The sequence below is a fragment of the Paludibacterium sp. genome (assembly GCF_019232825.1).
In the GTDB taxonomy this organism is placed as follows: domain Bacteria; phylum Pseudomonadota; class Gammaproteobacteria; order Burkholderiales; family Chromobacteriaceae; genus Paludibacterium.
Map to the genome: position 1 here is coordinate 1 of NZ_JAFAND010000142.1, position 25,711 is coordinate 25,711.

At 62.5% G+C, this 25,711-nt stretch carries 27 protein-coding genes; 12 read left to right on the forward strand and 15 right to left on the reverse strand.

Features of this window, described 5'->3' with window-relative positions; genetic code table 11:
• Nucleotides 1-198: 198 nt before the first annotated feature.
• From JOZ06_RS18810 to JOZ06_RS18820, 3 genes are all read right to left on the reverse strand, one after another.
• A complete protein-coding gene (locus JOZ06_RS18810; RefSeq protein ID WP_293235247.1) occupies nt 199-1,335 on the reverse strand; it encodes a porin in 1,137 nt (378 codons plus the stop codon).
• A gap of 251 nt (nt 1,336-1,586) precedes the next feature.
• Complete coding sequence (locus JOZ06_RS18815; RefSeq protein WP_293235249.1) at nt 1,587-2,282, reverse strand: response regulator; 696 nt, start codon at nt 2,280-2,282, stop codon at nt 1,587-1,589.
• Nucleotides 2,275-3,954, reverse strand: a complete 1,680-nt coding sequence (locus tag JOZ06_RS18820) for a sensor histidine kinase (protein WP_293235251.1) — start codon at nt 3,952-3,954, stop codon at nt 2,275-2,277. Before JOZ06_RS18820 ends, JOZ06_RS18815 begins: the two co-directional genes overlap by 8 nt.
• A gap of 330 nt (nt 3,955-4,284) precedes the next feature.
• On the opposite strand from JOZ06_RS18820, the gene JOZ06_RS18825 reads away from it, so the two are divergent.
• From JOZ06_RS18825 to citG, 8 genes are read left to right on the forward strand one after another with little or no spacing between them, the layout of a single operon-like run.
• The gene (locus tag JOZ06_RS18825; RefSeq protein WP_293235253.1) at nt 4,285-5,265 is read left to right on the forward strand and encodes an AEC family transporter; all 981 of its coding nucleotides are present in this window, start codon (nt 4,285-4,287) and stop codon (nt 5,263-5,265) included.
• Nucleotides 5,266-5,284: 19 nt separating this feature from the next.
• The gene (locus JOZ06_RS18830; protein WP_293235255.1) at nt 5,285-6,136 is read left to right on the forward strand and encodes a fumarylacetoacetate hydrolase family protein; all 852 of its coding nucleotides are present in this window, start codon (nt 5,285-5,287) and stop codon (nt 6,134-6,136) included.
• A 23-nt stretch (nt 6,137-6,159) separates the two neighbouring features.
• Entirely contained in the window at nt 6,160-7,215 is a 1,056-nt protein-coding gene (gene citC, locus JOZ06_RS18835; protein ID WP_293235257.1) for a [citrate (pro-3S)-lyase] ligase, read from the forward strand.
• Nucleotides 7,216-7,241: 26 nt separating this feature from the next.
• Nucleotides 7,242-7,538: a citrate lyase acyl carrier protein gene (gene citD / locus JOZ06_RS18840; RefSeq protein WP_293235259.1), complete on the forward strand. Its 297-nt coding sequence runs from the start codon at nt 7,242-7,244 to the stop codon at nt 7,536-7,538.
• Complete coding sequence (gene citE, locus JOZ06_RS18845; RefSeq protein WP_293235261.1) at nt 7,535-8,407, forward strand: citrate (pro-3S)-lyase subunit beta; 873 nt, start codon at nt 7,535-7,537, stop codon at nt 8,405-8,407. Before citD ends, citE begins: the two co-directional genes overlap by 4 nt.
• 16 nt (nt 8,408-8,423) lie before the next feature.
• Nucleotides 8,424-9,941, forward strand: a complete 1,518-nt coding sequence (citF, locus tag JOZ06_RS18850) for a citrate lyase subunit alpha (RefSeq protein WP_293235263.1) — start codon at nt 8,424-8,426, stop codon at nt 9,939-9,941.
• On the forward strand, nt 9,938-10,471 hold the full coding sequence (gene citX, locus JOZ06_RS18855; RefSeq protein ID WP_293235265.1) for a citrate lyase holo-[acyl-carrier protein] synthase: 534 nt from the start codon (nt 9,938-9,940) through the stop codon (nt 10,469-10,471). The genes citF and citX overlap by 4 nt, the downstream gene beginning before the upstream one ends.
• Entirely contained in the window at nt 10,440-11,375 is a 936-nt protein-coding gene (gene citG, locus JOZ06_RS18860; RefSeq protein WP_293235266.1) for a triphosphoribosyl-dephospho-CoA synthase CitG, read from the forward strand. Before citX ends, citG begins: the two co-directional genes overlap by 32 nt.
• Here citG and JOZ06_RS18865 read toward each other — a convergent pair.
• Entirely contained in the window at nt 11,349-11,942 is a 594-nt protein-coding gene (locus tag JOZ06_RS18865; RefSeq protein ID WP_293235267.1) for an alpha/beta hydrolase, read from the reverse strand. The genes citG and JOZ06_RS18865 overlap by 27 nt on opposite strands.
• Nucleotides 11,943-12,101: 159 nt before the next feature.
• On the opposite strand from JOZ06_RS18865, the gene JOZ06_RS18870 reads away from it, so the two are divergent.
• A complete protein-coding gene (locus JOZ06_RS18870; RefSeq protein ID WP_293235268.1) occupies nt 12,102-13,010 on the forward strand; it encodes a LysR family transcriptional regulator in 909 nt (302 codons plus the stop codon).
• Here JOZ06_RS18870 and JOZ06_RS18875 read toward each other — a convergent pair.
• The 4 genes from JOZ06_RS18875 to JOZ06_RS18890 form a co-directional block, all read right to left on the reverse strand.
• Nucleotides 13,007-14,125, reverse strand: a complete 1,119-nt coding sequence (locus JOZ06_RS18875; RefSeq protein ID WP_293235270.1) for an alkene reductase — start codon at nt 14,123-14,125, stop codon at nt 13,007-13,009. The two genes, JOZ06_RS18870 and JOZ06_RS18875, sit on opposite strands and share 4 nt — an antisense overlap.
• A gap of 35 nt (nt 14,126-14,160) precedes the next feature.
• Nucleotides 14,161-14,955 carry an SDR family oxidoreductase gene (locus JOZ06_RS18880; RefSeq protein ID WP_293235272.1) on the reverse strand — a complete coding sequence of 265 codons (795 nt, stop codon included), beginning with the start codon at nt 14,953-14,955 and terminating at the stop codon, nt 14,161-14,163.
• A 16-nt stretch (nt 14,956-14,971) separates the two neighbouring features.
• A complete protein-coding gene (locus tag JOZ06_RS18885; protein ID WP_293235274.1) occupies nt 14,972-15,508 on the reverse strand; it encodes an ester cyclase in 537 nt (178 codons plus the stop codon).
• 111 nt (nt 15,509-15,619) lie between these two features.
• Nucleotides 15,620-16,420, reverse strand: coding sequence for a thioesterase family protein (locus JOZ06_RS18890; RefSeq protein WP_293235276.1), 801 nt, complete (start codon nt 16,418-16,420; stop codon nt 15,620-15,622).
• A 111-nt stretch (nt 16,421-16,531) separates the two neighbouring features.
• Here JOZ06_RS18890 and JOZ06_RS18895 point away from each other — a divergent pair, with 111 nt between their 5' ends.
• Nucleotides 16,532-17,527, forward strand: a complete 996-nt coding sequence (locus JOZ06_RS18895) for a helix-turn-helix domain-containing protein (RefSeq protein WP_293235278.1) — start codon at nt 16,532-16,534, stop codon at nt 17,525-17,527.
• Here JOZ06_RS18895 and JOZ06_RS18900 read toward each other — a convergent pair.
• The 7 genes from JOZ06_RS18900 to JOZ06_RS18930 all read right to left on the reverse strand — a co-directional run bounded on the left by JOZ06_RS18900 (nt 17,524) and on the right by JOZ06_RS18930 (nt 22,581).
• Complete coding sequence (locus JOZ06_RS18900; protein WP_293235280.1) at nt 17,524-17,859, reverse strand: acyloxyacyl hydrolase; 336 nt, start codon at nt 17,857-17,859, stop codon at nt 17,524-17,526. The two genes, JOZ06_RS18895 and JOZ06_RS18900, sit on opposite strands and share 4 nt — an antisense overlap.
• Before the next feature lie 278 nt (nt 17,860-18,137).
• Entirely contained in the window at nt 18,138-18,335 is a 198-nt protein-coding gene (locus tag JOZ06_RS18905; protein WP_293235282.1) for a hypothetical protein, read from the reverse strand.
• A gap of 116 nt (nt 18,336-18,451) precedes the next feature.
• Complete coding sequence (locus tag JOZ06_RS18910; RefSeq protein ID WP_293235284.1) at nt 18,452-19,213, reverse strand: transporter substrate-binding domain-containing protein; 762 nt, start codon at nt 19,211-19,213, stop codon at nt 18,452-18,454.
• Nucleotides 19,214-19,676: 463 nt separating this feature from the next.
• A complete protein-coding gene (locus JOZ06_RS18915) occupies nt 19,677-20,099 on the reverse strand; it encodes a type II toxin-antitoxin system VapC family toxin (protein WP_293235286.1) in 423 nt (140 codons plus the stop codon).
• 67 nt (nt 20,100-20,166) lie between these two features.
• Nucleotides 20,167-20,409: an AbrB/MazE/SpoVT family DNA-binding domain-containing protein gene (locus tag JOZ06_RS18920; protein WP_293235288.1), complete on the reverse strand. Its 243-nt coding sequence runs from the start codon at nt 20,407-20,409 to the stop codon at nt 20,167-20,169.
• Nucleotides 20,410-20,489: 80 nt separating this feature from the next.
• Entirely contained in the window at nt 20,490-21,335 is an 846-nt protein-coding gene (locus tag JOZ06_RS18925) for a helix-turn-helix transcriptional regulator (RefSeq protein ID WP_366815068.1), read from the reverse strand.
• 79 nt (nt 21,336-21,414) lie between these two features.
• Nucleotides 21,415-22,581 (reverse strand): SEL1-like repeat protein, encoded by a 1,167-nt coding sequence (locus tag JOZ06_RS18930; protein WP_293235292.1) that lies wholly within the window; start codon nt 22,579-22,581, stop codon nt 21,415-21,417.
• Between the two features lie 98 nt (nt 22,582-22,679).
• On the opposite strand from JOZ06_RS18930, the gene JOZ06_RS18935 reads away from it, so the two are divergent.
• Nucleotides 22,680-23,123 (forward strand): SRPBCC family protein, encoded by a 444-nt coding sequence (locus JOZ06_RS18935; protein WP_293235294.1) that lies wholly within the window; start codon nt 22,680-22,682, stop codon nt 23,121-23,123.
• 359 nt (nt 23,124-23,482) lie between these two features.
• Entirely contained in the window at nt 23,483-25,000 is a 1,518-nt protein-coding gene (locus tag JOZ06_RS18940) for a methyl-accepting chemotaxis protein (protein ID WP_293235296.1), read from the forward strand.
• Nucleotides 25,001-25,711: the final 711 nt, after the last annotated feature.

The following is a 25,711-nucleotide window of genomic DNA, read 5'->3' on the forward strand; positions in this document are numbered from 1 at the left end:
GTTTGCAGCGGTTACGGAGGACCCGGCAAAGCCGGGCCTTAGTGGCAACTGACTGATTTCGCAGCCTGCCCATCGATTCCCACTCCCCCTGCCCTCTCCCTGAGAGGGGGCGCTCGCTTCGCGAGCATGGGTTTGTCAACACCCTCACAACGGCGGCGCCAAGGCGCCGCCGTTGTTTCGTCTCTTCTAAAGACGCGATTAGAACGTGTAACGCATGCCGACGCCGAGCGCGCTCAGCGTATTGCCCGGCGCCAGCGCGGCGCTAGAGCTGCCCACGCCGCTGGTATAGATCGGCGCCACCGCGAAATCGGCGTTCTGGAGGCGGTCGTTCTTCAGACGGGTGTAGTAGGAGAACAACTGCGTCGCCTTGCTCAGGTCATAGGTCGCGCCCAGAACCCATTGCTCGGCACCCCAATCGTCGGAACCGCCGATATAGGCGTTGGACAGCCCCATCAGCTTGTTGTACGACAGCTTGACCGAGGCGCGGCCGATCGCTTGCGTCGCGGCCACGGTCCAGTCGTTTTGCGTCATGGTGCCGAGGTGGCCGACGGTGGCGTAGTTGGCGCGCTCGAACGAAGCACCGAGCCAGGTGCCGGTCGAGAACGTGTAGCCGGCGGCGAGCTTGGTATAGTCGGTGCCGGCCCCGGTCGAGGTCTTGGCCGCGCTCATGCCGCTCGTGGCGCTCAACGTGTTGGTGGTGTTGCCTTGATGGTCATAGCCCAACGCGACGATGAACGGACCGTTGCTGTAGTGGCCGGCCAGCGACACCCGTTGCTGACCGTCGGCGGTTTCATCGGCGCCCCACGAGGCGCCGAACTGGAAGCCGCGCCACACAGGCGTCAGGTAATGCACCGAGTTTTTCAGACGCTGGTCGCCGCGGGTCACGACGGCGCTGGCGGCATTGGTGTCGGCGGTGGTGTTGGCCATCACGTTGGTGCCGACGTCAAGCGTGGTCAGACGCTTGTAGGCCGAATCGTAGTTACCCATCTGCAGCGTGCCGAGCTGCGTATCGGACAGGCCGACGAAGGTATTGCGCGTGGCGAAGGTGGCGCCTTCGCCCTTGTCGTTGACGCCGCCTTGCGCAAAGTTCTTCAGGCTGCTTTCCACCTGCCAGATCGAGCTCATGCCGTTGCCGAGGTTTTCGACGCCCTTGAAGCCGATGCGCGAGTTTTCGTCTTCCACCCGCATCATGCTGGGCTGCGTGGTGCTGCCGCCGCTCGCCTTCACCGACTCGACGCCAGCGCCGATCATGCCGTAAATGGTGGTTTCGTCGGCGCGTGCCAACGGCGACAGGACGACCGCCGTCACGAGCGTCGCGATGATTTTTTTATTCATTAAAATTGTCTCCAGTTCCTGTGAAATTCAGTGCCGCGCATAGTTCATTGACGCGTCACGAGAAATTAACATTCGACCGGATCGGATTTTTGATTCACATCAATCGAAAATCGTGGTTTTAATGGCGTTAAATTCACAAACGTTTTTTATCGTTCACAAAAAAATTAAAGCCCGGATTTACCGGGCGGAATAAAAACAATTAAATCACCTTATTTTTTATGCGATTGTAATCTGTCGCACAAAAACATCGGTCATTCGGTGTTATCGCCGTGGATTTTCTTGTATAGCCGTTCGGGCCGGCCGATGCGGCCGTAGGATATTTCCGCGTTCAAATAATGGTTCTCGACGCAATATTCGAGATAGCGCCGCGCGGTGGTCTTGCTGATGCCCAACAGCTGCGCCACGCTTTCGGTGGTGTGCGCCTCGTCGCCGGCCAGGAACACATCCTTGATCCGCGCGAGCGTCAGCGCCTCGATGCCCTTGGTGTGACGCGCCGGGCCGAAATTCTTCGATTGCAGGTTGAACAGCTCGTCGACATGATGCTGGTTCACCCGCTCGCTCGATTGCTGCGAGTCGAAAAAGCGGATGAACCGCTCCAGCGACATTTGCAGCCGCTCGTACGACACCGGCTTCAGGATGTAATCGAAAGCGCCGAAGCGGATCGCCTGGCCGCAGGTATCCATATCGCTCGCCGCGGTGATGAAGATCACTCGCGTCGGAATATGACCGGTGACGATGTCCTCCAACAGTTCGATGCCATGGCCATCGGGCAGAAAGTTGTCGAGCAGAAGCAGGTGCGGCTTGAGCACCTGGATGAGCTTACGCGCGTCCGACAGACTCGCGGCCACGTTCACCGCGCGAAAGCGGCTGAACTTGCGCACGAATTCCACGTGCAAGGCGGCGAGGCGCGCCTCGTCCTCGACGATCAACACATCGATGTCATGCATCCGCGTGACTCCGTTTGGGCACAAAAATCGAAATAATCGCTCCCTGCGGCAGGTTGTCTTCCACCGTGATGGTACCCGCCGCCCGCTGAACATAGCTCTTCACCAGATACAGGCCAATGCCGCGCTCGCTGTCGCCGCGCGTGGACACGCCGCGCTCGAAGAGCCTGTCGCGCACCGCCGCATCGACGCCGGTACCGTTGTCCGCCACTTCGATGATCAGCTCCTCGCCGCCGTCGGACAGAAACAGCACGACCTTGCCGCCTTCCGAACGGGCCGATAACACCGCCTCGAAAGCGTTGTCGAGCAGGTTGCCGATGATGGACATCCATTCGACGTCGGAGAGGCTGGCCGGCAGCGCGTTGAGCTCGCAGCCCGAATCGAACTCCAGCTCGATGCCCAGCTCGCGCGCCCGGTAGAACTTGCCGATCAGCAAACCGCAAAGGTGGTAATTGCCGAAGGTGCTGGAAATATAGTCGAGCACCTGCTGCTGGATCTCCGACTGCGACTGGATCAACCGCGTGGCCTCGTCGTAGGCCTTGGCGTGCAAGAGCCCGGAGATGGTCGACATCCAATTGAGATGCTCGTGGCGAATCACGCGCAGGTTGTCGGCATAGCGTCGAACCTGGCTCAGTTGCAGGCTCAAGGTATTGATATCGTCTTGGCGGCGGAAGCTGATCACCCAGCCGTGCACCCGCCCGCCGATGCGGATCGCCACCCGGCTGGCAATGACATTGAGCTGATTGAACAAACAGATCTGGTCCTTGATGTCCGGATCAGACTCCGCGGCGGTGAACAGCGGGCAGCCGGGAATCAGATCGGCCAGATTCATACCGGTCGGTTCGCCCATGTCGGACGACAGCGCCAGCATGTCGCGCGCGGCGCGGTTGATGGCGATGATCCGCCTCTGGGTATCGATCGACAGCACGCCCTCGTAGATCGAATCGAACACCGCCTCTTGCTGCCGCAGCATGCGGGCGATCTCGTGCGGCTCCAGGCCGAACATCTGCCGCTTGATGCTGCGGGCAAACAGCCACGCACAGATGAATAGCGCATAGAGCGACGCCAGCAGCACCGCCAGCAACGGCATGAACTGCCCCTTGCCCCAGCGTTCGATCGTGCTTTGGAAATAACCGACCGACACCACGCCGATCACATTGCCGGCCGCGTCGCGCACCGGCGCCTTGCCGCGCCAGGACACCCCCAGCGTGCCGCTTTCCAGCGTCACGATGCTGCGCCCGCTCTCCAGCACCGGCGCGTTGTCGCCGCCGCGCATGGGGCTGCCCACCGGCACATGCGGATCGGTATGCATCAGATGCAGCCCCTGGCGGTCGCCAATCACGATGTAGCTGGCATCCGACACCGCCTTGAACGGCTTGATCAACGCGGACAGCCGCGCGCTGTCGTGCGACGCGATCGCGGACGCCACCTCGGGCATCAACGCGATTTCCTGCGCCTGCACCAGCGCGCGCTGGCCAATCTGGTCGTACAGGCTTTGCTCCATGCGTTGATAGACGTACCAGCCCAGGAGCAGCGACAGCGTACAGGACACCAGCAGCAACAGGATGAAGATACGGCTCTTGAACGACAGACGCGGCAATAGCCCGAAGCGCGGCGCGGGCTGATCGATCAGCGCCAGCCGCGAAGTCGTCGAGGCATCGGATCCTGAGGGCATGCGGGCAACCTGTGTCTATCTATGGACGGGTCATTTTACAAGGGATCGGCAGATTAAGGATATATGACGATCGCCAAACCGTGGAATCGACATTTAAAACTTATAAAACAATTAAAAACATAAAAACCGCAGCAATAAAATTCCGCGCCGCCGAATAAAAATTTTTATGAGATTTAATTCATAAAAACCACGGTTTCAACTTGATTAATATCACATTTCCGGCCGCATCGCCCGAGTACATTTCAATCCGCCAATAAACGGATTTACACAACGGGTGAGAGACGGATTCCCTTATACGAAATCCATCTGACCACACAGGGGTTAAAGAAAATGAATATCAAAATCGCACTGCAGATTTTCAATTCCATGGCGCCGGTTTTCCTGTTGATCTTTCTCGGCTGGCTGGCCGTGCACAAGAAGATCGTCGACAAAGGCGCCAAAGCCGTCTGCTCGACGCTGGTGACCGATTTTGTCTTCCCGGCGCTGCTGTTCAACGAAACCTACAAGGCCAAGCCGTCGGAAGTGTTCAACGGCTCCTGGATGCTGGCCTTCGGCATCGCCATGTGTTCGATGTGGGCCATCGGCTACCTGTCCAACAAGATGGTACTGAAGAAGGACATGCGCCAAAGCGCCATGCAGGGCATGCTGTGCAGCTTCCCCAACATGGGCGGCATGGGCATTCCGTTTTTGGCGCTATTGATCGGCGCGAGCTCGGCCATCTCGGTGGCGGTGGCCAACGTCATCGTCGCCATCACCGTGATTCCGGCCACGCTGTTCCTGCTTGAATTGGGCAACACCGCAGAGCAAGCCGGCCAAGGCGGCGGCATGAAGATCCTGGCGACCTCGGTGATCAACTCGCTGAAGAAGCCGATGGTCGCCGCCGTGCTCGTCGGGCTTGTCTTCAGCATTACCGGCCTGAGCGCCTATCTGCCGAAGTTCGCCATCTCGAGCCTCGACATCGTCGCCAAGTCGTGCAACTTCATTTCGCTGTTCGCCGTCGGCGTGGCGATCTATGGCGTCAAGCTGTCGTTCAACCGCAGCTTGGCCATGAACCTGTTCCTCAAGTGTCTGCTCAACCCGGCCATCGTCTGGGCCATGGTGATGCTGTTCGGGCTGACCGGCCAACATGCCGAGGAAATGATTTTCCTGCTGGCCATGCCGACCGCGACCAACGCCGCGATTCTCGCCTACCAATGGCGCGTGCAGGAAGAAGAGGCCTCGAGCATCTACCTGGCCACCACCGCCATGTCGATCATCATTCTCCCCTCGCTGCTGGTGCTGATGCGCGCCAACATCCCGGGCGTGAATTAATTACCGCAGGAGTTCCATCATGAAATTGACCAGCTTCACCACCCTGCAAGGAAGCAAAGGCTACGGCATCTATGGCGAGGACGGCATCGTCGACCTCACGCGCCGTCTGGGCCACCGCTATCCGGATTTGAAGGCCCTGTTGGCCGCCGGCGCGCTGGAGGAAGCGCGCGCCTGGGCCGACGCGCCGGCCGACTTCGGCTTCGACGCCGTGCATTTTCTGCCGCTGATCGAAGCGCCGGGCAAAATCCTGTGCGTTGGCATGAACTATGCCGAAAAGCGGAAGGAGTTCAACGAAACCAACGCCGCGCCCACGCTGTTCGTCCGCTTTGCCGACTCGCAGACCGGCCACGGCTGCCCGGTGCAGAAACCGGCGCAGACCAACGAATTCGACTATGAAGGCGAATTGGCGGTAGTCATCGGCAAACGCGGTTTCCGCATCGCCGAGGACGAAGCGCTCGCGCACGTCGCCGGCTACAGCTGCTATATGGACGGCTCGGTGCGCGACTGGCAGCACACCTGGTTCACCGCCGGCAAGAACTGGCGCGCCACCGGCGCTTTCGGCCCGTGTCTGACCACCGCCGATGCGATCCCCGACCCGCATACCCTCGGCATCCGTACCTACTTGAATGGCCAAATGGTGCAAAACGACCATACCGGCAACATGATCCACCGCGTGCCGGCGCTGATTGCCTACATCAGCACCTTCACCGAACTGGCTCCGGGCGACGTGATCATCACCGGCTCGCCCGGCGGCGTAGGCAAGAAGCGCGTGCCGCCGCTGTTCATGAAGAACGGCGACCTGGTGGAAGTGGAGATCGAAGGCATCGGCCGGCTGCAAAACCACGTCGTGGCCGAGGAGCTCGCGGCCTGAGCCGCGCGCGACGGGAGACGGCTATGACAGGCGACCTGGAGTTCCTGCACGTCACGCCGGCCAACGATCCGGCCGCCACGGTGCGCATCCGTCAATTGCTGGCCCAGTGTCAGCTGGACCTGGATTGCGATATCGACATCTTCGTCAGCGCCGAGGTGCGCGGACAGATGGTCGCCTGCGCCGGCCTGTCGGGCAACATCATCAAATGCGTGGCGATCTGCCCGCAGCTTCGCGGCGAGTCGCTGAGCCTGCGGCTCGTCAGCGAGGTGGTGCAACTTGCCGCCGAACGCGGCCATTTCCACCTGTTCCTCTACGCCAAGCCGGAAAACGTGCCCTTTTTCCAGGGTTGCGGCTTCTACCCGCTGGTGGCGGTACCGGACACCATGGTGCTGATGGAAAACAGCCCCGTGGCCATGCGTCGCTATTGCGACACGCTTGCCGCGGCGCACCGCGTCGACGGTGAGCGCGTCGGCTGCATCGTCATGAACGCCAATCCGTTCACCCTGGGGCACCGCTATCTGGCAGAACAAGCCGCCCAGCATTGCGATTGGCTGCACGTGTTCGTGGTGCGCGAGGATCTGTCGCTGTTTCCCTACGCCGACCGTTACCGCCTGGTGGCGCAGGGCCTGGAAGGCATTCCCCGGCTGACGCTGCACCATGGCTCGTCGTACATGATTTCCCGCGCCACCTTCCCCGGCTACTTCCTCAAGGACAAGGGCATCATCGACAGCTGCCACACGGCGGTCGATCTGCTGCTGTTCCGCGAATACATCGCCCCGGCGCTCGGCATCACCCACCGCTTCGTCGGTACCGAGCCGTTTTGCGCCGTCACCGAGAAATACAACCGCGACATGGCCTACTGGCTGCAACAGGCGCCTTCGGCCGCGCCGGCCGTCCACGTCAGCGAAATCGCGCGCAAGACGCTGTCCGGCACGCCGATCTCCGCCTCCGAAGTGCGCCGGCTGCTGTGCCAGCGCGATTTCGGCCAGATCGAACACCTGGTGCCCGACAGCACGCTCGCGCTGTTGCAAGCCAAATACGTCAACAACGCCGAAGCCTGTGCCCAGGCTTGCGGCTAATACTCAACGATTCATGGATACCCGCCATGCAAATTCTTAAACAAGCCATTGCCGGCACGCTCGAATCCAGCGACCTGATGGTCAAGGTGGCGCCGAGCGCCGACGACGCGCTGGAAGTCATCGTGCACAGCGAAGTCATCAAGCAGTTCGGCGCGCAAATCCGCAAGGTGGTAGACGACACCCTCCGCCAGTTGGATGTCCGCGCCGGCAGCATCGTCATCGAGGACAAGGGCGCGCTCGACTGCGTGATCCGCGCCCGGGTGCAGACCGCCGTGCTGCGCGCCGCCGACGCGTCCCAACCCAACTGGGAGAAATTGTCATGAAACTCCGCCGCAGCATGTTGTTTCTGCCGGGCGCCAACGCGGCGATGCTGTCGACCGCCTTCGTCTACAAACCCGACTCGATCATGTTCGATCTGGAGGACGCGGTCTCTCTGCGCGAAAAGGACGCCGCGCGTCTGTTGGTGTTCCACGCGCTGCAAAACCCGGCCTACCGCGACATCGAAACCGTGGTGCGCATCAACCCGCTCAATACCCCGTTCGGCCTGGACGATCTGGAGGCAGTGGTTCGCGCCGGCGTCGACGTGGTGCGCCTGCCCAAAACCGACAGCGCCGAGGACGTCTGGCAGCTGGAGAAAGAAGTCGAGCGCATTGAACGCGCTGGCGGCCGCGAAGTCGGCAGCACCCGGCTGATGGCCGCCATCGAGTCGGCCAGCGGCGTGGTCAACGCGCTGTCGATCGCCAAGGCGTCGCCGCGGCTCATCGGCATCGCGCTGGCGGGCTTCGATTACGTGATGGACATGCAGACCGAACGCGGCGACGGCACCGAGCTCTTCTACGCGCGCTGCGCCGTCCTGCACGCCGCGCGCGCCGCCGGCATCGACGCCTTCGACGTGGTGTACTCCGACGTCAACGACGAGGAAGGCTTCCTGCGCGAAGTCGAACTGATCAAGCGCCTGGGCTTCAACGGCAAATCGCTGATCAACCCGCGTCAGATCGAGCTCTTGCACAACGCCTATGCGCCGACCGAGGAAGAGGTGGAGTACGCCGGCCGGGTCATCGCCGCGGCGGAAGCCGCCGAACGCGACGGGCTCGGCGTGATCGCGCTTAACGGCAAGATGATCGACGCGCCCATCGTCAACCACGCGCGCCGCACCCTGCAACGAGCGCAAGCCTCCGGCACGCGCCAATAAGCGAAAGATCGCAACCATGAACGCATTAGAACAGTTGCACGGCCAGTTCCCCGATCTGGCCCATCTGCGCCCGTTTGCCGGCGCGCACGCCGCCTCGCCGCATCTGGCCGATCCGGAACGGAAGGCGCATCGCAAACTCGCCGCCTCGCTGGAAGACGCCATCGCCAAGACCGGCCTGAAAAACGGCATGACCATCTCCTTCCACCACGCCTTCCGCGAGGGCGACAAGGTGATCAACTTGGTGGTTGACACGCTGGCGCGGCTGGGATTGCGCGATCTGACGCTCGCCACCAGCTCGCTGTTGAACGTCAACGCGCCGCTGATCGAGCACATCAAGAATGGCGTGATCACCCAGATCTACACGTCCGGCATGCGCGGCAAGCTGGCCGAGGCCATCTCCAACGGCCTGATGGAACGGCCGGTACAGATTCACTCGCACGGCGGCCGCGTGCACCTGCTGCAAAGCGGCGAACTGAACATCGATGTCGCCTTCCTCGGCGTGCCCTGTTGCGACGAATTCGGCAACGCCAACGGCGCCCACGGCAAATCTCGCTGCGGTTCGCTCGGCTATGCCAAGGTCGACGCCCAGTTCGCCCGCCAGGTCGTGCTCTTGACCGATGAAATCGTCGGCTTCCCCAACGTGCCGGTCAGCATTTCGCAAGACCGCGTCGACTACATCGTCAAGATCGACGAAGTGGGCGACCCGTCGCGCATCAGCGTCGGCGCGGCACGCGTCACCAGCAATCCGCGCGAATTGATGATCGCGCGCTTCGCCTGCGACGTCATCGAACATTCCGGCTATTTCAACCAGGGGTTCTCGCTGCAGACCGGCTCGGGCGCCGCCTCGACCGCCGCCACGCGCTTTCTTGAGCACCGCATGCTGAAAAAGGGCATCACCGCCAGCTACGCGCTGGGCGGCATCACCGGAAGCATCGTCGATCTGCATAAAAAGGGCCTGATCGAAACGCTGATCGATACCCAGTCGTTCGATACCGTGGCGGCAGAGTCGCTGGCAGAATCGCCGCGCCACCTGGAAGTGTCGACCAACGAATACGCCAACCCCTCCTCCAAGGGCACGTACTGCGACCGCGTCGACGTGGTCATCCTGAGCGCGCTGGAGATTGATTGCGACTTCAACGTCAACGTGATCACCGGCTCGGATGGCGTGATGCGCGGCGCCTCGGGCGGGCACTGCGACGTGGCGGCGGCCTCGAACCTGACCATCGTGGTCGCGCCGCTGATCCGCAGCCGCATCCCGACCGTCGTTCGGCGCGTCACCACCATCGTCACCCCGGGCGAATCCATCGACGTGCTGGTCACCGATCACGGCATCGCCGTCAATCCGGCACGGCCGGAAGTGGCCGAGCGGCTACGTGCCGCCGGTTTGCCGCTGATGGACATCGACGCCTTGTATCAGCGCGCGGTATCGCTCACCGGCGAACCGCAGCCGATCGCATTCACCGACAAAATCGTCGGGGTGATCCGCTACCGCGACGGCAGCGTGATCGACGTCGTGCGTCAGGTGCAGCCATGAACGCCGCGCGCCTGATCAGCCTGGAGGCGATGCTCACGGCGCGCGAAGCGCGCGTGGCGCGGCAGGAAGCGGCGCGCGCGCGTCACCGTCTGCCGCTGATCTCGTTGTCGCTGGTCATGCCCGGGCCGGTCAAGGCCGGCCTCTTGCCGCGCGAGATCATGCAGGCGGCGCTCACGGCGGTGGACGGCCATCTGTCGCGCGCGCGCTGGCCGGTGATCGAGCGCCAGGCGCTATGGCTGCCGACCGGACCGGAAGCGCTGTACGCGGTCAACGCGCCGGCGGACGCGCTCAAACTCGCGCTGGTCGAACTGGAGGAGCGCCACACGCTGGGGCGGCTGTGGGATCTGGACGTGATCGGCGCCGAGGGCCAGGTATCGCGCGGCAGTCTTGGCATCGCACCGCGCCCCTGTCTGATCTGCCAAGAGCCGGCGCACGCCTGCGCGCGCGCCAAGACGCACGGCCTGGACCAGCTCTTCGCCGCCATCCAGGAGAAAGTCGATGCATACCACCGACGCCCGCTGGTCGCTTGACGCGCTGCGGCCGAGCGCGGCCGAGCGCCGCCTGGCCGAGCGCATCGGCGACCTCGCCGCCGCGGCGCTTTCCGCCGAAGTGCTGTTGACGCCGAAGCCGGGGCTGGTTGATCGGCGCAACAACGGCGCGCACCGCGACATGAATCTGGATACCTTCTTCGCCAGCATTCATGCCATCGGCGGCTATTTCGAGCAGTTCGCCCTGACGGGGCTGCGTAACGCCGCCGAACCCACCGGCCGCGTGCTGCCGCTGTTGCGGCCGGTAGGCGTGCTGGCCGAAGCGGCGATGTGCCGCGCCACCGGCAACGTCAACACGCACAAGGGCGGCATCTTCGCCATGGGGCTGTTGTGCGCGGCGGCGGGCCGGCTTTGCGCGCAGGGCATTACGCCCGACGCGCCGGCCCTATGCGCCGAAGTGGCGTGCATCTGCGCCGGCCTCGTCACCGCCGAGCTCGGCGCGGCAACGCGAGAGGCGCGGACGGCCGGCGAACGCTTCTACGCCCGTTACGGCATGACCGGCGCGCGCGGCGAAGCCGAGTCGGGCTTCGCCACCGCGCGGCTTTATGCGCTGCCGGTCTATCAATCGCTGTGTGATCGCGGGGTGGAGGCGGATCGGGCATTGCTGCAGGCGATGTTGCATTTGCTGGCCAACAACGACGACACCAATCTGGTTTCGCGCGGCGGACCGGAAGGGCTCGCGTTCGTGCAACATCAAGCACGCGCGCTCATCGCGCGCGGCGGGGTGCTGGCGCAAGACGGGCTCGATCAGCTGGCGGCCTTGGACGACGCGCTGATCGCGCGCCATTTGAGCCCGGGCGGCAGCGCCGACCTGATCGCCGTCACCGTGTTTCTGGCCGAAGCGCCGGTCACGCTCGGCTCACAGCCCATCGACCAACTCGCTTAACAACCGCAGGCCATGCGGCCACGGCCCATGGCCGGATTCGACATTCACGTGACCGGCTTCGCCGATGTCGGCTAGCCGGCATCCCCACGCCTCGGCCCAGTATTCCGCGCGGCTAAATCGCAGCAGTGGGTCGTTGTGGCTTGCCACCAGCACGCCAGGGCACGGCAAGCGCCCATCCGGTACCTGCTCTTCCAGTTCGAAACGCGCGGGCTCCGCCGGCGCCACCAGCATGACGGCGGCCACCGCCGAGGGCTGGCGGCAAGCCATGGTGCAGGCGGCCAGCGCCCCCATGCTATGGCCGATGAGGATCGCGGGTTTGCTCTGACCGGCAAGCCGGCGCCGAATCGCCCCTAGCCATCCCTCCAGGTCCGGCGTGCTCCACTGGCGCTGCGTCATGCGCAGCCAGGACGGATGCGCGGCATGCCAGTGGCTTTGCCAGTGCTCCGGACCGCTGTCGTTCAAACCAGGCACCAGCACATAAACAAAACGCGACTGCCCTCGCGCCAACACGGCGTCGACCGGGTCGGACGGTAAAGAGGGCAAAGGGAGGGGGCGAGAAAGACTCATCCGATCGATTATTGCCATTTCTCCCCGAGGGCGCAATTTCCGCGGCATGGGCACGGTAGAGTTTTTAAGTGCTTAATTCGCCTGTCGGTAAAACAAGATAATCATGCCAAACACCATGATATTATTTTGCATGACAAGACAATAAACTGAGGAAACCTCATGGTCATCGACCGGCTCAACGACATGCGTCTCTTCGTCGATGCCGCCACGCTAGGCAGTTTTTCCGCCGCCGGGCGTCGCCAGGGCCTGTCGCCGGCCGCCGCCAGCGCCTGCATCCAGCGGCTGGAGAGCGCGCTCGGCGCGCGCTTGTTCGAACGCACCACGCGCCGGCTGCGGCTCACCGAGGAAGGTCAGCTCTATCGCCAATATTGCCAAAAGGCATTGACGCTGTTGGAGGAGGCCGAGCAACAACTGCTGGCGGGCCATCAGCGGATCAAGGGCCTGGTGCGATTATCGGCGCCCTCCGATCTCGGTCGCAACACGCTGTTGCCCTACCTGGACGAATTTCGCGCGCATCACCCCGAGGTGCGTTTCTCGCTGCACTTGAGCGATAGCATGACCAATCTGGTCGGCGACGATATCGATCTAGCCATCCGCTACGGCCAACCACCGGACAGCAGCATGATCGCGCGCACGCTGACCACCACCCGGCGCGTGGTATGCGTCGCGCCCGCGCTGGCCGAGCGCGGCGGCCGTCCCGCCACGCCCGACGACCTGGCCACCCTGCCCTGTCTCGCGCTCATCACCGCCGCCGGCGTCATGCACGAGTGGCGCTACCAGCAGGGCGGCACCACGCATGTGGCGAGAATCAATCCCTGCCATGAAAGCAACGACGGCGAGATCATCCGGCGCTGGGCGCTCGTCGGCCAGGGTTTCGCCTACAAATCCCTGCTCGACGTGGCGGACGATCTGCGCGCCGGTCGACTGGAAACCGTGCTCGACGATTACTTCCGCGAGAGTACGCCGCTGAACGCGCTCTTTCAGGGACGCGTTCAGCCGCCACGCGTGCGCGCGTTGATCGACTTCCTTCAGGATCGTTTCACGGCGCTTTCGGCCTCGCTCGGCTAACCCGCCGCCAACGCCGGATAATCGGCATAGCCGCGTTCCCCGCCGCCAAACAGCGTGGCCGGATCCAGTGTCGCCAGCGGCAAACGCTCGGCCAGCCGGCGCGGCAAGTCTGGATTGGCGACGAACGGCCGTCCGAAAGCGACCAGATCGGCATACCCCTGGCGCAGTACCCACTCCGCGCGTGCCAGGTCGTAGTTGCCTGCCACGATAATCGGCCGCTGAAAGCGGGCGCGAACCTCGCGACGGAAGTCCTCGCTGAACTGCGGCGCGTCGTCCCAATCGGCCTCGACCAGGTGCAGGTAGGCGATGCCCTGCGCCTGCAGGAAACGTGCGGCATCCAGAATGGTGGGCAAAATATCCGGACAATCCATGCCGCGCGCGGTCAGGAAAGGCGCAAGCCGAATGGCGGTACGCTCGGCCCCGGCCTCGGCGGCCACTGCCGTCACCACCTCCTTGAGAAAACGCAAACGGTTGTCGCGCGAGCCGCCATAGTCGTCTTGGCGCAGGTTGGACGAGGTGCGTAGGAATTGATCGACCAGATAGCCATTGGCGCCATGGATCTCCACGCCGTCAAAACCGGCGGCCATGGCGTTTTTCGCCGCCCGGCGATAATCGTCGATCACCGCCTGGATCTCCGCGAGCGTCAACGCGCGCGGCGTCGGGCAATCCACCATCGCGCCCGCGCCGGTGGCCGGGTCGACCTTCCAGATTTGCCCCTGAAACGGCACGGCGGACGGCGCCACCGGCAGCGCGCCCTGATGGAAATCGGGGTGCGACATCCGCCCCACATGCCACAGTTGCAGAAAGATATGTCCGCCGGCGGCATGCACCGCCTCGACGACGCCACGCCAGCCCGCCACTTGCTCGGCGCTATGGATGCCGGGGGTAAAGGAATATCCCTTGCCCTGCGGCGAGATTTGCGTCGCCTCGGTCACGATCAAGGCTGCGGACGCACGCTGCGCGTAATAGCGCGCATTGAGCGCATTGGGCACGTCGCCCGGTTGCATGCTGCGCGCGCGCGTCATCGGCGCCATCACCACGCGGTGCGGCGCGGTCCAACCCGCCAGCGTGACGGGCGAGAACAACGGGGAGTCCCCCGCGATGGAGGTTTGCATCGTTCGCTCCTAAGAAAAAAGCGTGATCGGCCACGTTACAAAATCGACGGCCAGACTCCGCCATCCACGCGCAAGGCGGCGCCCGAGGTGGCTGAGGCTTGCTCCGAGGCCAGATAGACCACCATGTTGGCCACCTCGTCGGCACTGGCTAGACGGCGGATCAGCGACGCGGGCCGCTGCTGCCGGATGAAGTCCGCCGCCACCTCGGCCTCGGCGACCCCGGTCGCCCGCGCTTGCGCGCAAAGCATCCGCGCCACGCCTTCCGAATGCGTCGGCCCCGGCAGTACGGCATTGACCGTGACGCCGCTGCCGGCGAGCACGCCGGCCAGCCCGCGCGACACCGACAGCAGCGCGGTTTTGCTCATGCCGTAGTGAACCATGTCCGGCTGCGGCTGCACGGCCGATTCGCTGGAGATAAACTGCACGCGCCCCCAGCCGCGCTTCGCCATACCCGGCGCGTAGTGGCGCGATAGCCGGACCGCGCTCAGCACATTGACCTGGAAAAAACGCTCCCACTCGGTGTCGTCGATGGTAAAGAAATCCTGCGTTTGATAGATCCCCAGGTTGTTGATCAAAATATCGGTTTCCGGTACCCGCAAAAGGAAATCGGCGGCGCCGGCGGCGGTGCCAAGATCGGCCGCCACGCCTTCGACACGCGCCCCGGGGAGCGCTTGGCGCAGGTCGGCCACGGCCTGCTCGACGCGCTCAGCGCCGCGGCCGTTGATGACCACCTGCGCGCCCGCGGCCGCCAATCCCTTGGCGATGGCGAAGCCGATGCCGGCGGTGGAGCCGCTGACTACCGCACGGCGCTGACTTAGATCGATTCGCATATCGCGCTCCTCGTGCTCAAGGCTTGGTCAGACCCAACTGGCGCAGCAGCGTGGCCATGTCTTCCAGATGCCAGTTCTCGGCAATGCGGCCGTGCTCGACGCGATAGAGATCGAACGCCTGGAAATCCACCGTTTGTCCTTGCCCCGTCGCCGCGCCGAATTGCCCAGTGAAGTGGCCGCGGAAATGTAGATGCACACTGACGCGATCCCCCGCCACCACCATATCCGCCACTTCGGCGGAGAGGTCGGGCACCGCTTGGCGGAAAGCCTTGGACGCCTGCAACGGCCCGCTCGGGCCCTGCGCACGCCCTTCGGGCAGGGTCCGATCGGTAAAGTCGTCCGCCAATGCAGCGCGGGCAAAACGCTCGTCGCCGCTATTCCAGAAAGCGGCATAGCGCAGCGCGGCTTGAATCAGCGGCTGCGTCGCCGCCGCCGGCCCCGCCGACGCCAAATGTCTCGGCACCGGCAACGTTTCGGCTTGCGCCGGCGCGGCCAGGATCGGCAAGAGCAACGCCAGGCCGCTCAAGCGCAAAGTCACAGAAGATAACGTCATGGATAGGATTCCTTATCGTCATGGGTTCAACAACGTCCCTCATTGTGGATAAGGAAGCCAAGTTTGATAATTAAGGGGAAAATTGAATGATATTTCCACCAAACAGAATAATCAGCCGAACACGGCCACCACTTGCCGCGCCAAGGCCACCAGCTCGCCATCCGGGCCGAAAAGATGGGTGTCTTGATTGCTATAGCCATCGCGCGCCGCCACGAGGTCGACGTCGACGCGCCACCAGCCCTCCGATGGCACCGCCGCCGGGTGGCGCACGAACTCCAAGGCCCAACTCAACGTGCTGCCCGGCGTGGGCGCCGAGACCATCGACAGTGCCGCCGGCGGAATGGCGTCGGCCAACGCCACGATCTGCGCCTCATCGAGCGCCCCCTCGTCGCGCTGGCGCAGCAGCACCCGGTTGCCCGGCGTTTTAGCACCGCTGAAGGGAATCCCGCCCTCCCACCAGCGATAACCATAGTGCTGGGTGAAGTTGGGCACGACGCCGGGGATGAACGGCAACGCCGGCCCCGGCTCCCGCGCCGGCAAAGCCGCCGGGGGAACCGGTTCGACCCGCACCGCCGACTCGCGCAGACCGCCAAACACCGCCACGCAAACCGCCGCCACCTGCTCGCCGTCCATCAGCCGCGCCTCCATCTGCACTGCCGCCCTACCTTGACGCAACACCTGGGTTTGCAGGCGGATGCGCCCCGGCGGCAACGGCGCGACGAAGGTGGTGTGCAGCGACCACAAAGGCGGCGCATCCGGCGCCAGGCATCGCATCGCCTGTACCGCCAATGCCGCCTGAATGCCGCCGAACAGCGTGCGCCCTTGCGCCCAATCGTCGCTGACCTCTGCCGTGAATCCGCCGGCCGAGTCTGTCGCCCGCTGTACGGATTGCAAAATCTCATTGATATGCATGGTTTCCTCGTGTTGATGGCGGCGCAAGATGCCGCACGCCTAGCTTAATGATGACAAGGTCATTGCGGAAGTGGCAATATCGCCATATACCATGCAAATATCGCCGCCATCATGCACGACATCGCTGTGTTATTGACCGAGGAATGCTTCGCCGGCAGCGTCACCGGCCTGCTCGACGCCCTGGTGTTCGCCAACCGTCAAGCAGCGCGCCATGGCGATGCCATGTTCCGCTGGCAGGTTTTAAGCCCGGACGGCGCGGCGGTACGATCGTCGTCCGGCGTGCGCCTCATGGCCGATGGCAATTTTAGCCAAGCCGAACAGGCCGATACCGTCATTGTCGCCCCGGTCTACTTCCAGCGCCTGGCGGCATTCGAGGCCCGGTTGGCCTGCGAGCGCGATTTATACCGGCGGCTGCACCGCTGGCACGGCGCCGGCAAGCGGGTGGCGTCGATGTGCTCGGGGGTGGCGCTGCTGGCGGAGAGTGGCCTGCTGGAACAGCGCGCCGCCACGATCAGCTGGTGGTTGATTCCGTGGTTTCGCGCTCGCTATCCGGCGGTGCGGCTGCAGCCCTACGCGATGCTCACAGAGGCGGACGGCCTGCTATGCGGCGGGGCAACCACCGCCTATCTCGACCTGGCGCTACGGCTGGTGGAACAGCAAGGCGGCGCCGAGCTGGCGCGGGCCTGCGCCCGCATCATGCTCTCCGATCGCAACCGCGATAGCCAAGCGCCCTACGCCAGCCAGCACGACATCGCCGGCCACGGCGACGATCTGGTGCTGCGCTGCCAGCAATGGCTATCCGACCACCTCGACACGCCATACCGCCTGGCGCAGTTGGCTCAGGCCGCCCGCGTCAGCGAACGCACGGTGATGCGCCGCTTTCAACGCGTATTGGGGCAAACGCCCTTAGGCTACTTGCAGCACTTGCGCCTCAACGCCGCGCGCGAGCTGCTGGAGACCACCGCGCTCGGGCTTGACGACATCAGCGCGCAAGTCGGTTACGGCGATAGCGGCACCTTCCGCCGCTTGTTCCGGCGAGAGCTGCAGTGCTCGCCAGCCGAATACCGGCGGCGCTTCGGCAAACAAGAGCAAACCGAGGGTCCTTAGAACGCGTAGCGGAATGTCACGCCGGCAAGGTTGACCCCGTCGTTTGGCTCCTTGATGCCGGCATTGGAAAAGTGCTGCAGCGTCAATTCGAAGTCGGCGCGGTTTTGAAAGACGTAGCCGACGCCAATATGATCGCCGAATTGAAAAGCGGTGGACTCGCGCTTACCGTCGTTGTCATAGACGGCGGAAAATAAGTGGGCACCAACACCAGCTTCGATATACAGGCCTTTTTTATCATTGTGTTGCCAACGAAATACCGGCGTGATGCCCACATCCGTCAAGTTTTTATGTTGCTCTTGATTTTTATAACGGCTCAACTGCCATTGCCCCACCGACACATCCTAGGGCCTGTCTGCAAACTATTTGCGGCTGCGGCCGGCATCAGCCGGATGCAGCGCTAGAAGCGCGTCCCGCCGCAGTGTCATTCACTGCAAGGGACAAGCGACAACGCGATGCGCCAGCTGATACCGGCCCCGAAGGGCTGACCTGGCAAATGACCCTCTGCGTCGTTGGGCGGCTTGGCCTTAGAATGACTAAGGCCTGCGCCCCCCGCCTAGCATCTGGCCATTTGCCAGGCCAGCGCAGTTCACAAATAGTTTGCAGACAGGCCCTAGTAGGCGCCCACATGATGGTCGTCCGTCTGCCACCAGTGGACGTCGTCCCAATGCCACTGCACGCCAAGGCGTTGCATTTGCACGTGCTGCCCGCCGGCCGCCTCGGCGGATAAACTATCCGCTGCTTGTCCCGCCTGCATCAAAGACATGACCATCGGCAGCAGCCATGCCTTTCTCAGTATTTTTGCAGCCATATTTTTGGCCTTGGGTCAAAAACAAAATGACAATGACATCAATTAACCAGCAGAAAATACCCAAACTTACTTAACCCATAGCCATTCCCATTGGGTTTATCAAGGGTGAAATAAGCTCAGTCGCGTGCGTCCGCGGCTGGCGAATAACGCGCCACCACCGCGTCATAGCGGCCATCCTGCTTTATCCGCGCAAGCGACTTGTTAAACAAATCGCGCAGATGGCCATCGTGAAATACCGCCTGATAATCGGTCGGCGCGAACAGCGCAAACATCCTGATTGGCTGGCGTGTATCCAGATGGCTTTTGACCTCTTGATTGAAGTACTGGAAGATGCGCCGGTCGGCGACCGCCACGTCGACATGGCCGCTATAGAGCAGATTGTTCTCGATCCATTGCGGCGACACCTCAAGGTAGCGGACGTTATGCAGCGTCATGTGGCGGAAGGCATCCCCCAAGACAAGATGCGCATTTTGGAACGCCACCACGCTGTAATCGGACAAATCGTCGACCGAGCGCAGTATAATGCGGCGCTTGGCCAACACAAACGCCATGTTCTGATACTGCATATACGGCGCCGAATAAAATCCCGGCAAACCGCTGGATGCGCGCACGGTGGTGGCGACGTCGAACGCGCCGGCTCGCACCAGCGACACCATGCGCGCCGGCGGCACGAACACCGGATCGATCCGATAGCCCATGTCCGCGAAAACCGTGCTGATCAATTCGTATTCCAAGCCGCGGTGCTCGCCCTCGATGATGTAAGGCGGTTTGTTCAGGCCGAACAATACGCGCACGGCGGGTTCCGCGGCGTGTGCAGGCTGCATCGCGCCAAGCAGGATAGCGAGCATGCAAAACCCGCGCATGCCCCATTTCAGCATGGGCCGCATCGCCGCCTCGCAGAGTCTGAATATTCTGCTTTCAGCATACTTCACCCTCCCGAGGCATGACAGCCAAACCGTCCCCAGTCATCCTGGCAGGCCCGCAGCAGCGTCGCCATGCCGTGCATCACCTGCTGGTTGGCGTCTTCCACCGCCGGATGCCACTGAGCGACTCGTCGAGGCGGGGCAGATTACGCAGCCCTCCCTCGAGCAAATTCAGCCGTGTGCGCTCGGCGTCGCGTTCGCGCGCGGCCTCGGCCTCCTCCCGTGCGACCAATGCGCCGACGCCAATACGACGATGCGTTGCCGAGCAACGTCCAGCGCCGCTTTCGCTACAGGCCCTAATTGCCGTCTTGCCTTGCCGCCAAACATGAGGTGTCCCTTCCAAATGGCAGATACTCAATCTGCAGGGATTCATAATAACATATATTTTACATATATCTTATAAGCCAGCAAGATAACTTCATGCGCCGTGATAGGACTCCGACCAATCCTCAATCTGCAGTTGCGCCACCCGCCGGAAGGCGGGGTCGCTGGTAATCAAAACAGTCCCGGCTGTCAGCGCGTGCGCGGCAATCATGATGTCAAGATTACCCAACGGTGACGGCCCATTCCGCTCCAGCGCGGCGCGCACCATGCCGTACTGGGCGGCGACGGCGCCATCCCACGGCAACACGTCGATGCGCAAGAGAAATTCTTGCACCGCGCCGCGCAGTTTTGGCTCATCCGGCAGATTGGCGACGGCATAGGCCAATTCGCCATAGGTGATCGCGGTAATGCACAGTTGGCCGGCGGGGGTTGTGGTCAGGCGTCGGCGGATGGCCGACGTCTTATCCATAAGCAGGTATCGTACCGTATTGGTATCGAGCATGAATTGATGTCGCATGGTGCGCTGTCTCCGGTTTCATCGCTCCCGAACCAGAGACGCCGCGCCATGCCACCGGCCTGCGGCACTAGCAGGTGTCGCGCGTTTGTGGCGGAAGTCGGCGATCGTGGGTGAGAAAGTCGGTTGGCAGCTCCAGCTCTTCCAGTTTCTGGAAAAAGCTATCCCAGGAATCCGGTTTGCGCGACAGAATGACGTCGCCGGTGGCCGGGTCCTGACGGATAAACACTTCCTGACAGTCGAACTGAAAGACGCTCGGTAGCCGTACGGCCTGACTACGGCCATTCATGAAGAGTTTGGCGATATGTGCCAAGGCGGACCTCCACACATTGAAATCGATCGAAGTCTATGCCCCGCAAGGGGATAGATCAAGGTAATGCAACCGCCCAGCGCCTAGGGCGCCAAACAGCCCTGCCAAGTCGCGCGCGCGGCAGGAAACGCCCCGCATAACCGCTCGTAACCGAGTGTGGTCAAGCGGACCTCGCGACCGTCCGACAGTTTGAGCCACCCTAAAGCGACCATGGTGTCGAACATGCGCTCGGCACCGGGCCCGGACGCGTGAAAACGGCGTTCGCTCTGGTCGAGGCATGGCTTGAACAGGGCGCCTCGCGCAGGCGCGGTCAGTTGCTCACGCATGCCCAGCGCCTTATCGAGCCACTGCACCCCCTCTTCGGTCAATGCCACGCGCTGGTCGCTATCCATCACCAGATACTGGCTCTGCAGCATGGCATCGAACAAACCAACACCCAGCCGACCGCCGAGATGGCGATAACAGCTGCGCGCCTTGCGTAATGACGGCGGCGTGGTAGGCGTGAAGTGGCCGCGGCGTTCATCCATTGCCGCCGCCGCGTGAGACAGGGCTTGAATCGCCTCGGCCACCGCGGACGAGGCTAGGCGGTAATAGCGATTCCGTCCCTGCTGAATCACTTCCAGCACACCGTTTTGCAGCAGCATCGTCAAATGGTTGCTGGCCGACGACGGCGAAAGGCCGCTACAGCGCGCCAGCTCCGTCGGCGTCAACGCCAAGCCAGTCATCAGCTCCGTCAGCATACGCGCCCGCCCCGGATCGGAAAGCAAGCTGGCTAAACGGCTAAAATCAGTTAAATCGGGTCTGCGGGCAACATCCATTGTGCGATTCTCGCAGGGCTGGGTAAAAGATGTTTCATGCCGTAATGAAACATCATTAGCCGGCCAGAAAGGCGCTTTATTAGCACCGTGGGGCAGATTCCACCATTTCATCCGACATACGCGGAAAGAAACAGGTGGCTCACGCCCCCAATCAGCATGAAGGAGAAAGCACAAAATAACCCCATTGTCATTATCGACTTATGCGAGCGAGATAATCGGCTACCACGGCAGGTACCTGCGATACATTTCCCTGCATTTTTTGTACCAGGGTATCGCTGGTTTGCCGCTCCACCGGCGACAGCCGTGCAGCGGTCGACGTCCAATACCCCACCGCCGGATTGCCGGCGTCGGGCTGCAACAGCGCCGACAGGTGCATCAGCGCCGCGCCAAGCGCGCGGTCACGGGCGACGTGGCGGCCGGAATAGTAGATCAGACCCAGATTGCACAGCGCAGACGCGTCGCCTTGCGCCGCCGCCTTCATGAACCAGGTCAATGCCTGCGTTTCGTCTTGCGCCACGCCGCGGCCATTGTGATAAAGGCTGCCCATCACCGACTGCGCGCTGGCATCGCCATGGTCCGCGGCGCGCAAATACCACAGCGCGCCCTGCTGATCGTCCTCGGCGACGCCCCAACCGTTCAGGTACATTGCGCCTAGATCGCGCAAGGCATCGACGTCGCCCTGCTCGGCCGCCTTGCGGTACCAAGCCAGTGCTTGCGCCACATCCTGCGTCACGCCCACACCTTTGAAGTACATCACCCCCAAGTTGCGCTGGGCATTCGCCAGCCCCTGGTCGGCGGCCTTGGTCAGCCACATCGCCGCTTGTTGTTGATCTTGCGTCACGCCGCTGCCCTGGAAATACAGCATGCCCAGGTTGAACTCGGCCTCGGGCATGCCCTGCCCGGCCGCCTTGGCAAGCCAAGCGGCCGCCTGCTGCGGGTCGGCCGCCACACCTTGGCCGGCGTCATAGAGCATGCCGAGCTTGAATTGCGCCGACGCCAGCCCTTGATCCGCCGCCTTGCGGTACCAGTCGGCCGCCAGCGCCCAATCCTGCGTCACGCCCTGGCCCTGCTCATACAGCGCGGCCAAGTTGTTTTCCGCGTCGACCTGCCCCTGGGCGGCCGCCTTGCCGAACCAGTCGGCGGCTTGGGCGGCATCGGCGCTCACCCCGACGCCACGGAAGAACATCACCCCCAATTCGTTCTGCGCCAAGGCGTCGCCCTGCGCGGCCGCGGTCTGAAACTCGCGCAACGCGGTGTCGTAATCCTTGGCCTGGAACGCGGCCAGTCCCTCCAGGTACCCGGCCGAGGCGGTTGCCGTCCACAGCAAGCCGGCAAGAAACAGCAGCTTGATTTTCATTGTTTTCCCGTCTTAAGTAACGCGGACTATTATGCAATCCAATAGAACACCATCGCCAGACAACCCGCTCACAATGCCATGCACCATAGGAGCACGTCATGCCGCACACCGTTCGCCTGCACCGCGTTTTGGCCGCCGCGCCGGACAAAATCTACCGCGCATTCTTGGAGGCGGACGCCCTGGCCAAGTGGCTGCCACCCAATGGCTTTACCTGCACCGTGCATCAGTTTCAGGCACAAGTCGGCGGTCGTTTCAGCATGTCTTTCCGCCATTTCGGCAACGGCAACAGCCATACTTTCGGTGGAGAATATATTGAACTCGTGCCGTATGAGCGGCTGTGTTACACCGATGAATTCGACGATCCGAATTTGCCGGGCCGGATTTTGGTTACGGTAACATTGAAATCCGTTTCGTGCGGCACGGATTTAACCATCGTACAGGCAGGTTTGCCCGATGCCATCCCCCCCGAAGCGTGTTATCTCGGTTGGCAGGAATCATTGCAGAATTTGGCGCGATTGGTCGTGCCTGACATGCCGTCTTAATCGTTCTCCTTTAAATTAGCCACGCAGCAGAAAATAGGGACCTTGCGCGAATCAGCGCATTTTTTCCTTATCGCTGAATTATTCAACCCGTGCGCTATGCTTTATGCATAATAATAAACTATCTATCATGCGCTTTTAGGTTGACAGTATCTGATTAATCGGCTGACACTGGAAATACCACTAATTAAAAAATGGGTACTACCCAGCCATTCGGTGGTGCCCGCCAATGAGGAGCGCGCGTTATGTCCCGTCTATATAGGATGGATGTCAAAACACGTCTGGCAATCGTATTGGCTGTTGCGGTCTTTTGTTTAATCGGTCTATCAACATTCGCTCTTTTGAATTTGCGCGATGCCGCCATGCAGGGGCATCGAACACGGTTGCAGCACCTGACGGAACTGGCGGCGGGGGTGGTCAACGGTTACGTCAAACAGGCGCAAAGCGGCAAACTCAGTACCGCGGAAGCACAACGCCAAGCGAAAGAAGCCGTGCGCGCCATGCGCTTTGAAAACGGCAACTACTTCTTCATCTACGATTTCAACGGCCAGGCACAGATGGTGGCCGGCAATCCCAAGCTGGAAGGCCAGAACATGCTCGGCAAGACCGACGTCAAGGGCTACCCGCTGTGGGACAACATCGTGCGCCTGGGCAAGGAAGGCGGCGGCTTCCTCGACGTCTACTGGTTCCCGCGCGCCGGCAGCAGCACGCCGCTGCCCAAGCTGGGCTATGTCGTCGCGATCCCGGAGTGGCAATGGTCGGTCGGCACCGGCGTCTACATCGACGACGTGAATCAGATTCTGCTTGACCAAGCCATTCACTACGCCATCGGCGTGCTGGTGGCGCTGTTGTTGGCCGGCATCATCGGGCTCATGGTGGCGCGCAGCATCGTGCGCCAACTGGGCGGCGAGCCGACGCAGCTGATGGCCATCATGCAGCGCGCCGCGGCCGGCGATTTGAGCACGCATTTCGACGTGGAGGGAGACGGCAACAGCGTGCTCGCCCGCCTCAAGGAGATGCTGCAAGGACTCGGCGGTCTGGCGCAGAACGTCCGCCAAGCATCGGCCAAGCTGGAAAGCAGCGCCAAAGTGGTATCGGTCACCTCGGCCAAAGTATTGAAAATGGCCAGTGAACAGGCGGATGGCACGAGCGCGATGGCGGCGGCGATGGAGCAGATGACCGTGGCGATCAACCACATCGCCGACAATGCCCGCGATACCGAGGCGGACTCCAATCAGTCGGCCGAGCAGGCGGGTCAAGGGGCCGAACAGGCCCATCAAGCGGTCACGCGCATCCAGGAACTGGTCAGCACCGCCCAGGCGGCCACCGATAGCGTCAGCGGCCTGGTGGCGCGCGCCGACGAAATCGGTTCGATCACCTCGGTGATCAAGGACATCGCCTCGCAAACCAACCTGCTGGCGTTAAACGCCGCCATCGAGGCGGCGCGCGCCGGCGAGCAAGGCCGCGGCTTCGCCGTGGTGGCCGACGAGGTACGCAAACTGTCGGAACGCACCGCCAGCGCCACGGTCGAGATCGAGCAGATGATCCAAGGCATTCAAGCCGACACCCAGTCGGCGGTGGCGCTGTTGAGCCAATCGGTGCCGCAGGCGCGCGACGGCGCCGGCCTGACGCAATCCACCGCCGAGCTGTTGCAGCAGTTGCGCGCCAACATGCACACCACGCTTGGACGCGTGCGCGACGTGGCGGACTCGACCCGGGAGCAAAGCCAGGCCAGCACCGACATCGCCCAGCAAGTGGAGCGCATCGCCAACGTGGTGCAGGAAACCCGCAATGCGATGGACAACGCCGCGCAAGAAGTGGCGCAGCTGGAAAAGCTGTCGCAGTCGCTGAACCAAAGCGTGGCGCAGTTCCAAGTCTAACCTCGTAGCGTGCATGCGCCGTAGGCAATGCACGTCTTGTGCGCGCCCGCAGGCCGTGCGTTGCTTCGCGAACGCACGCTACCCGACTGCGAAAGGCATCCGCACAAGTCTTGTAGCGTGCATTCGCCGCAGGCAATGCACGTCTTGTGCGAGCCCTAGGGCCGTGCGTTGCTTCGCGAACGCACGCTACCCAAACTGCGAAAGGCATCCGCACAAGTCTTGTAGCGTGCATGCGCCGCAGGCAATGCACGTCTTGTGCGAGCCCTAAGGCCGTGCGTTGCTTCGCGAACGCACGCTACCCAACTGCGAAAGGCATCCGCCCAGGTTTTGTAGCGTGCATTCGCCGCAGGCAATGCACGTCTTGTGCGAGCCCTAGGGCCGTGCGTTGCTTCGCGAACGCACGCTACCCAACTGCGAAAGGCATCCGCACAAGTCTTGTAGCGTGCATTCGCCGCAGGCAATGCACGTCTTGTGCGAGCCCTAAGGCCGTGCGTTGCTTCGCGAACGCACGCTACCCAAACATGCGAAATGTATTTTGTTAGCGGTTCTTAGTCGTTCCGCCGTCCCCGCCGTCGAGCGCGATTTGCGCGATATCCAATTCACCGTCGATCGCCTTGTCCATCAATTGGCGCCCTGGCACGAGCTGGAGACAGCACGCAGCCTGCTCGCCGCCATCAGCTATAAGCTCAGCCACGTCCAAGCGGAATTACG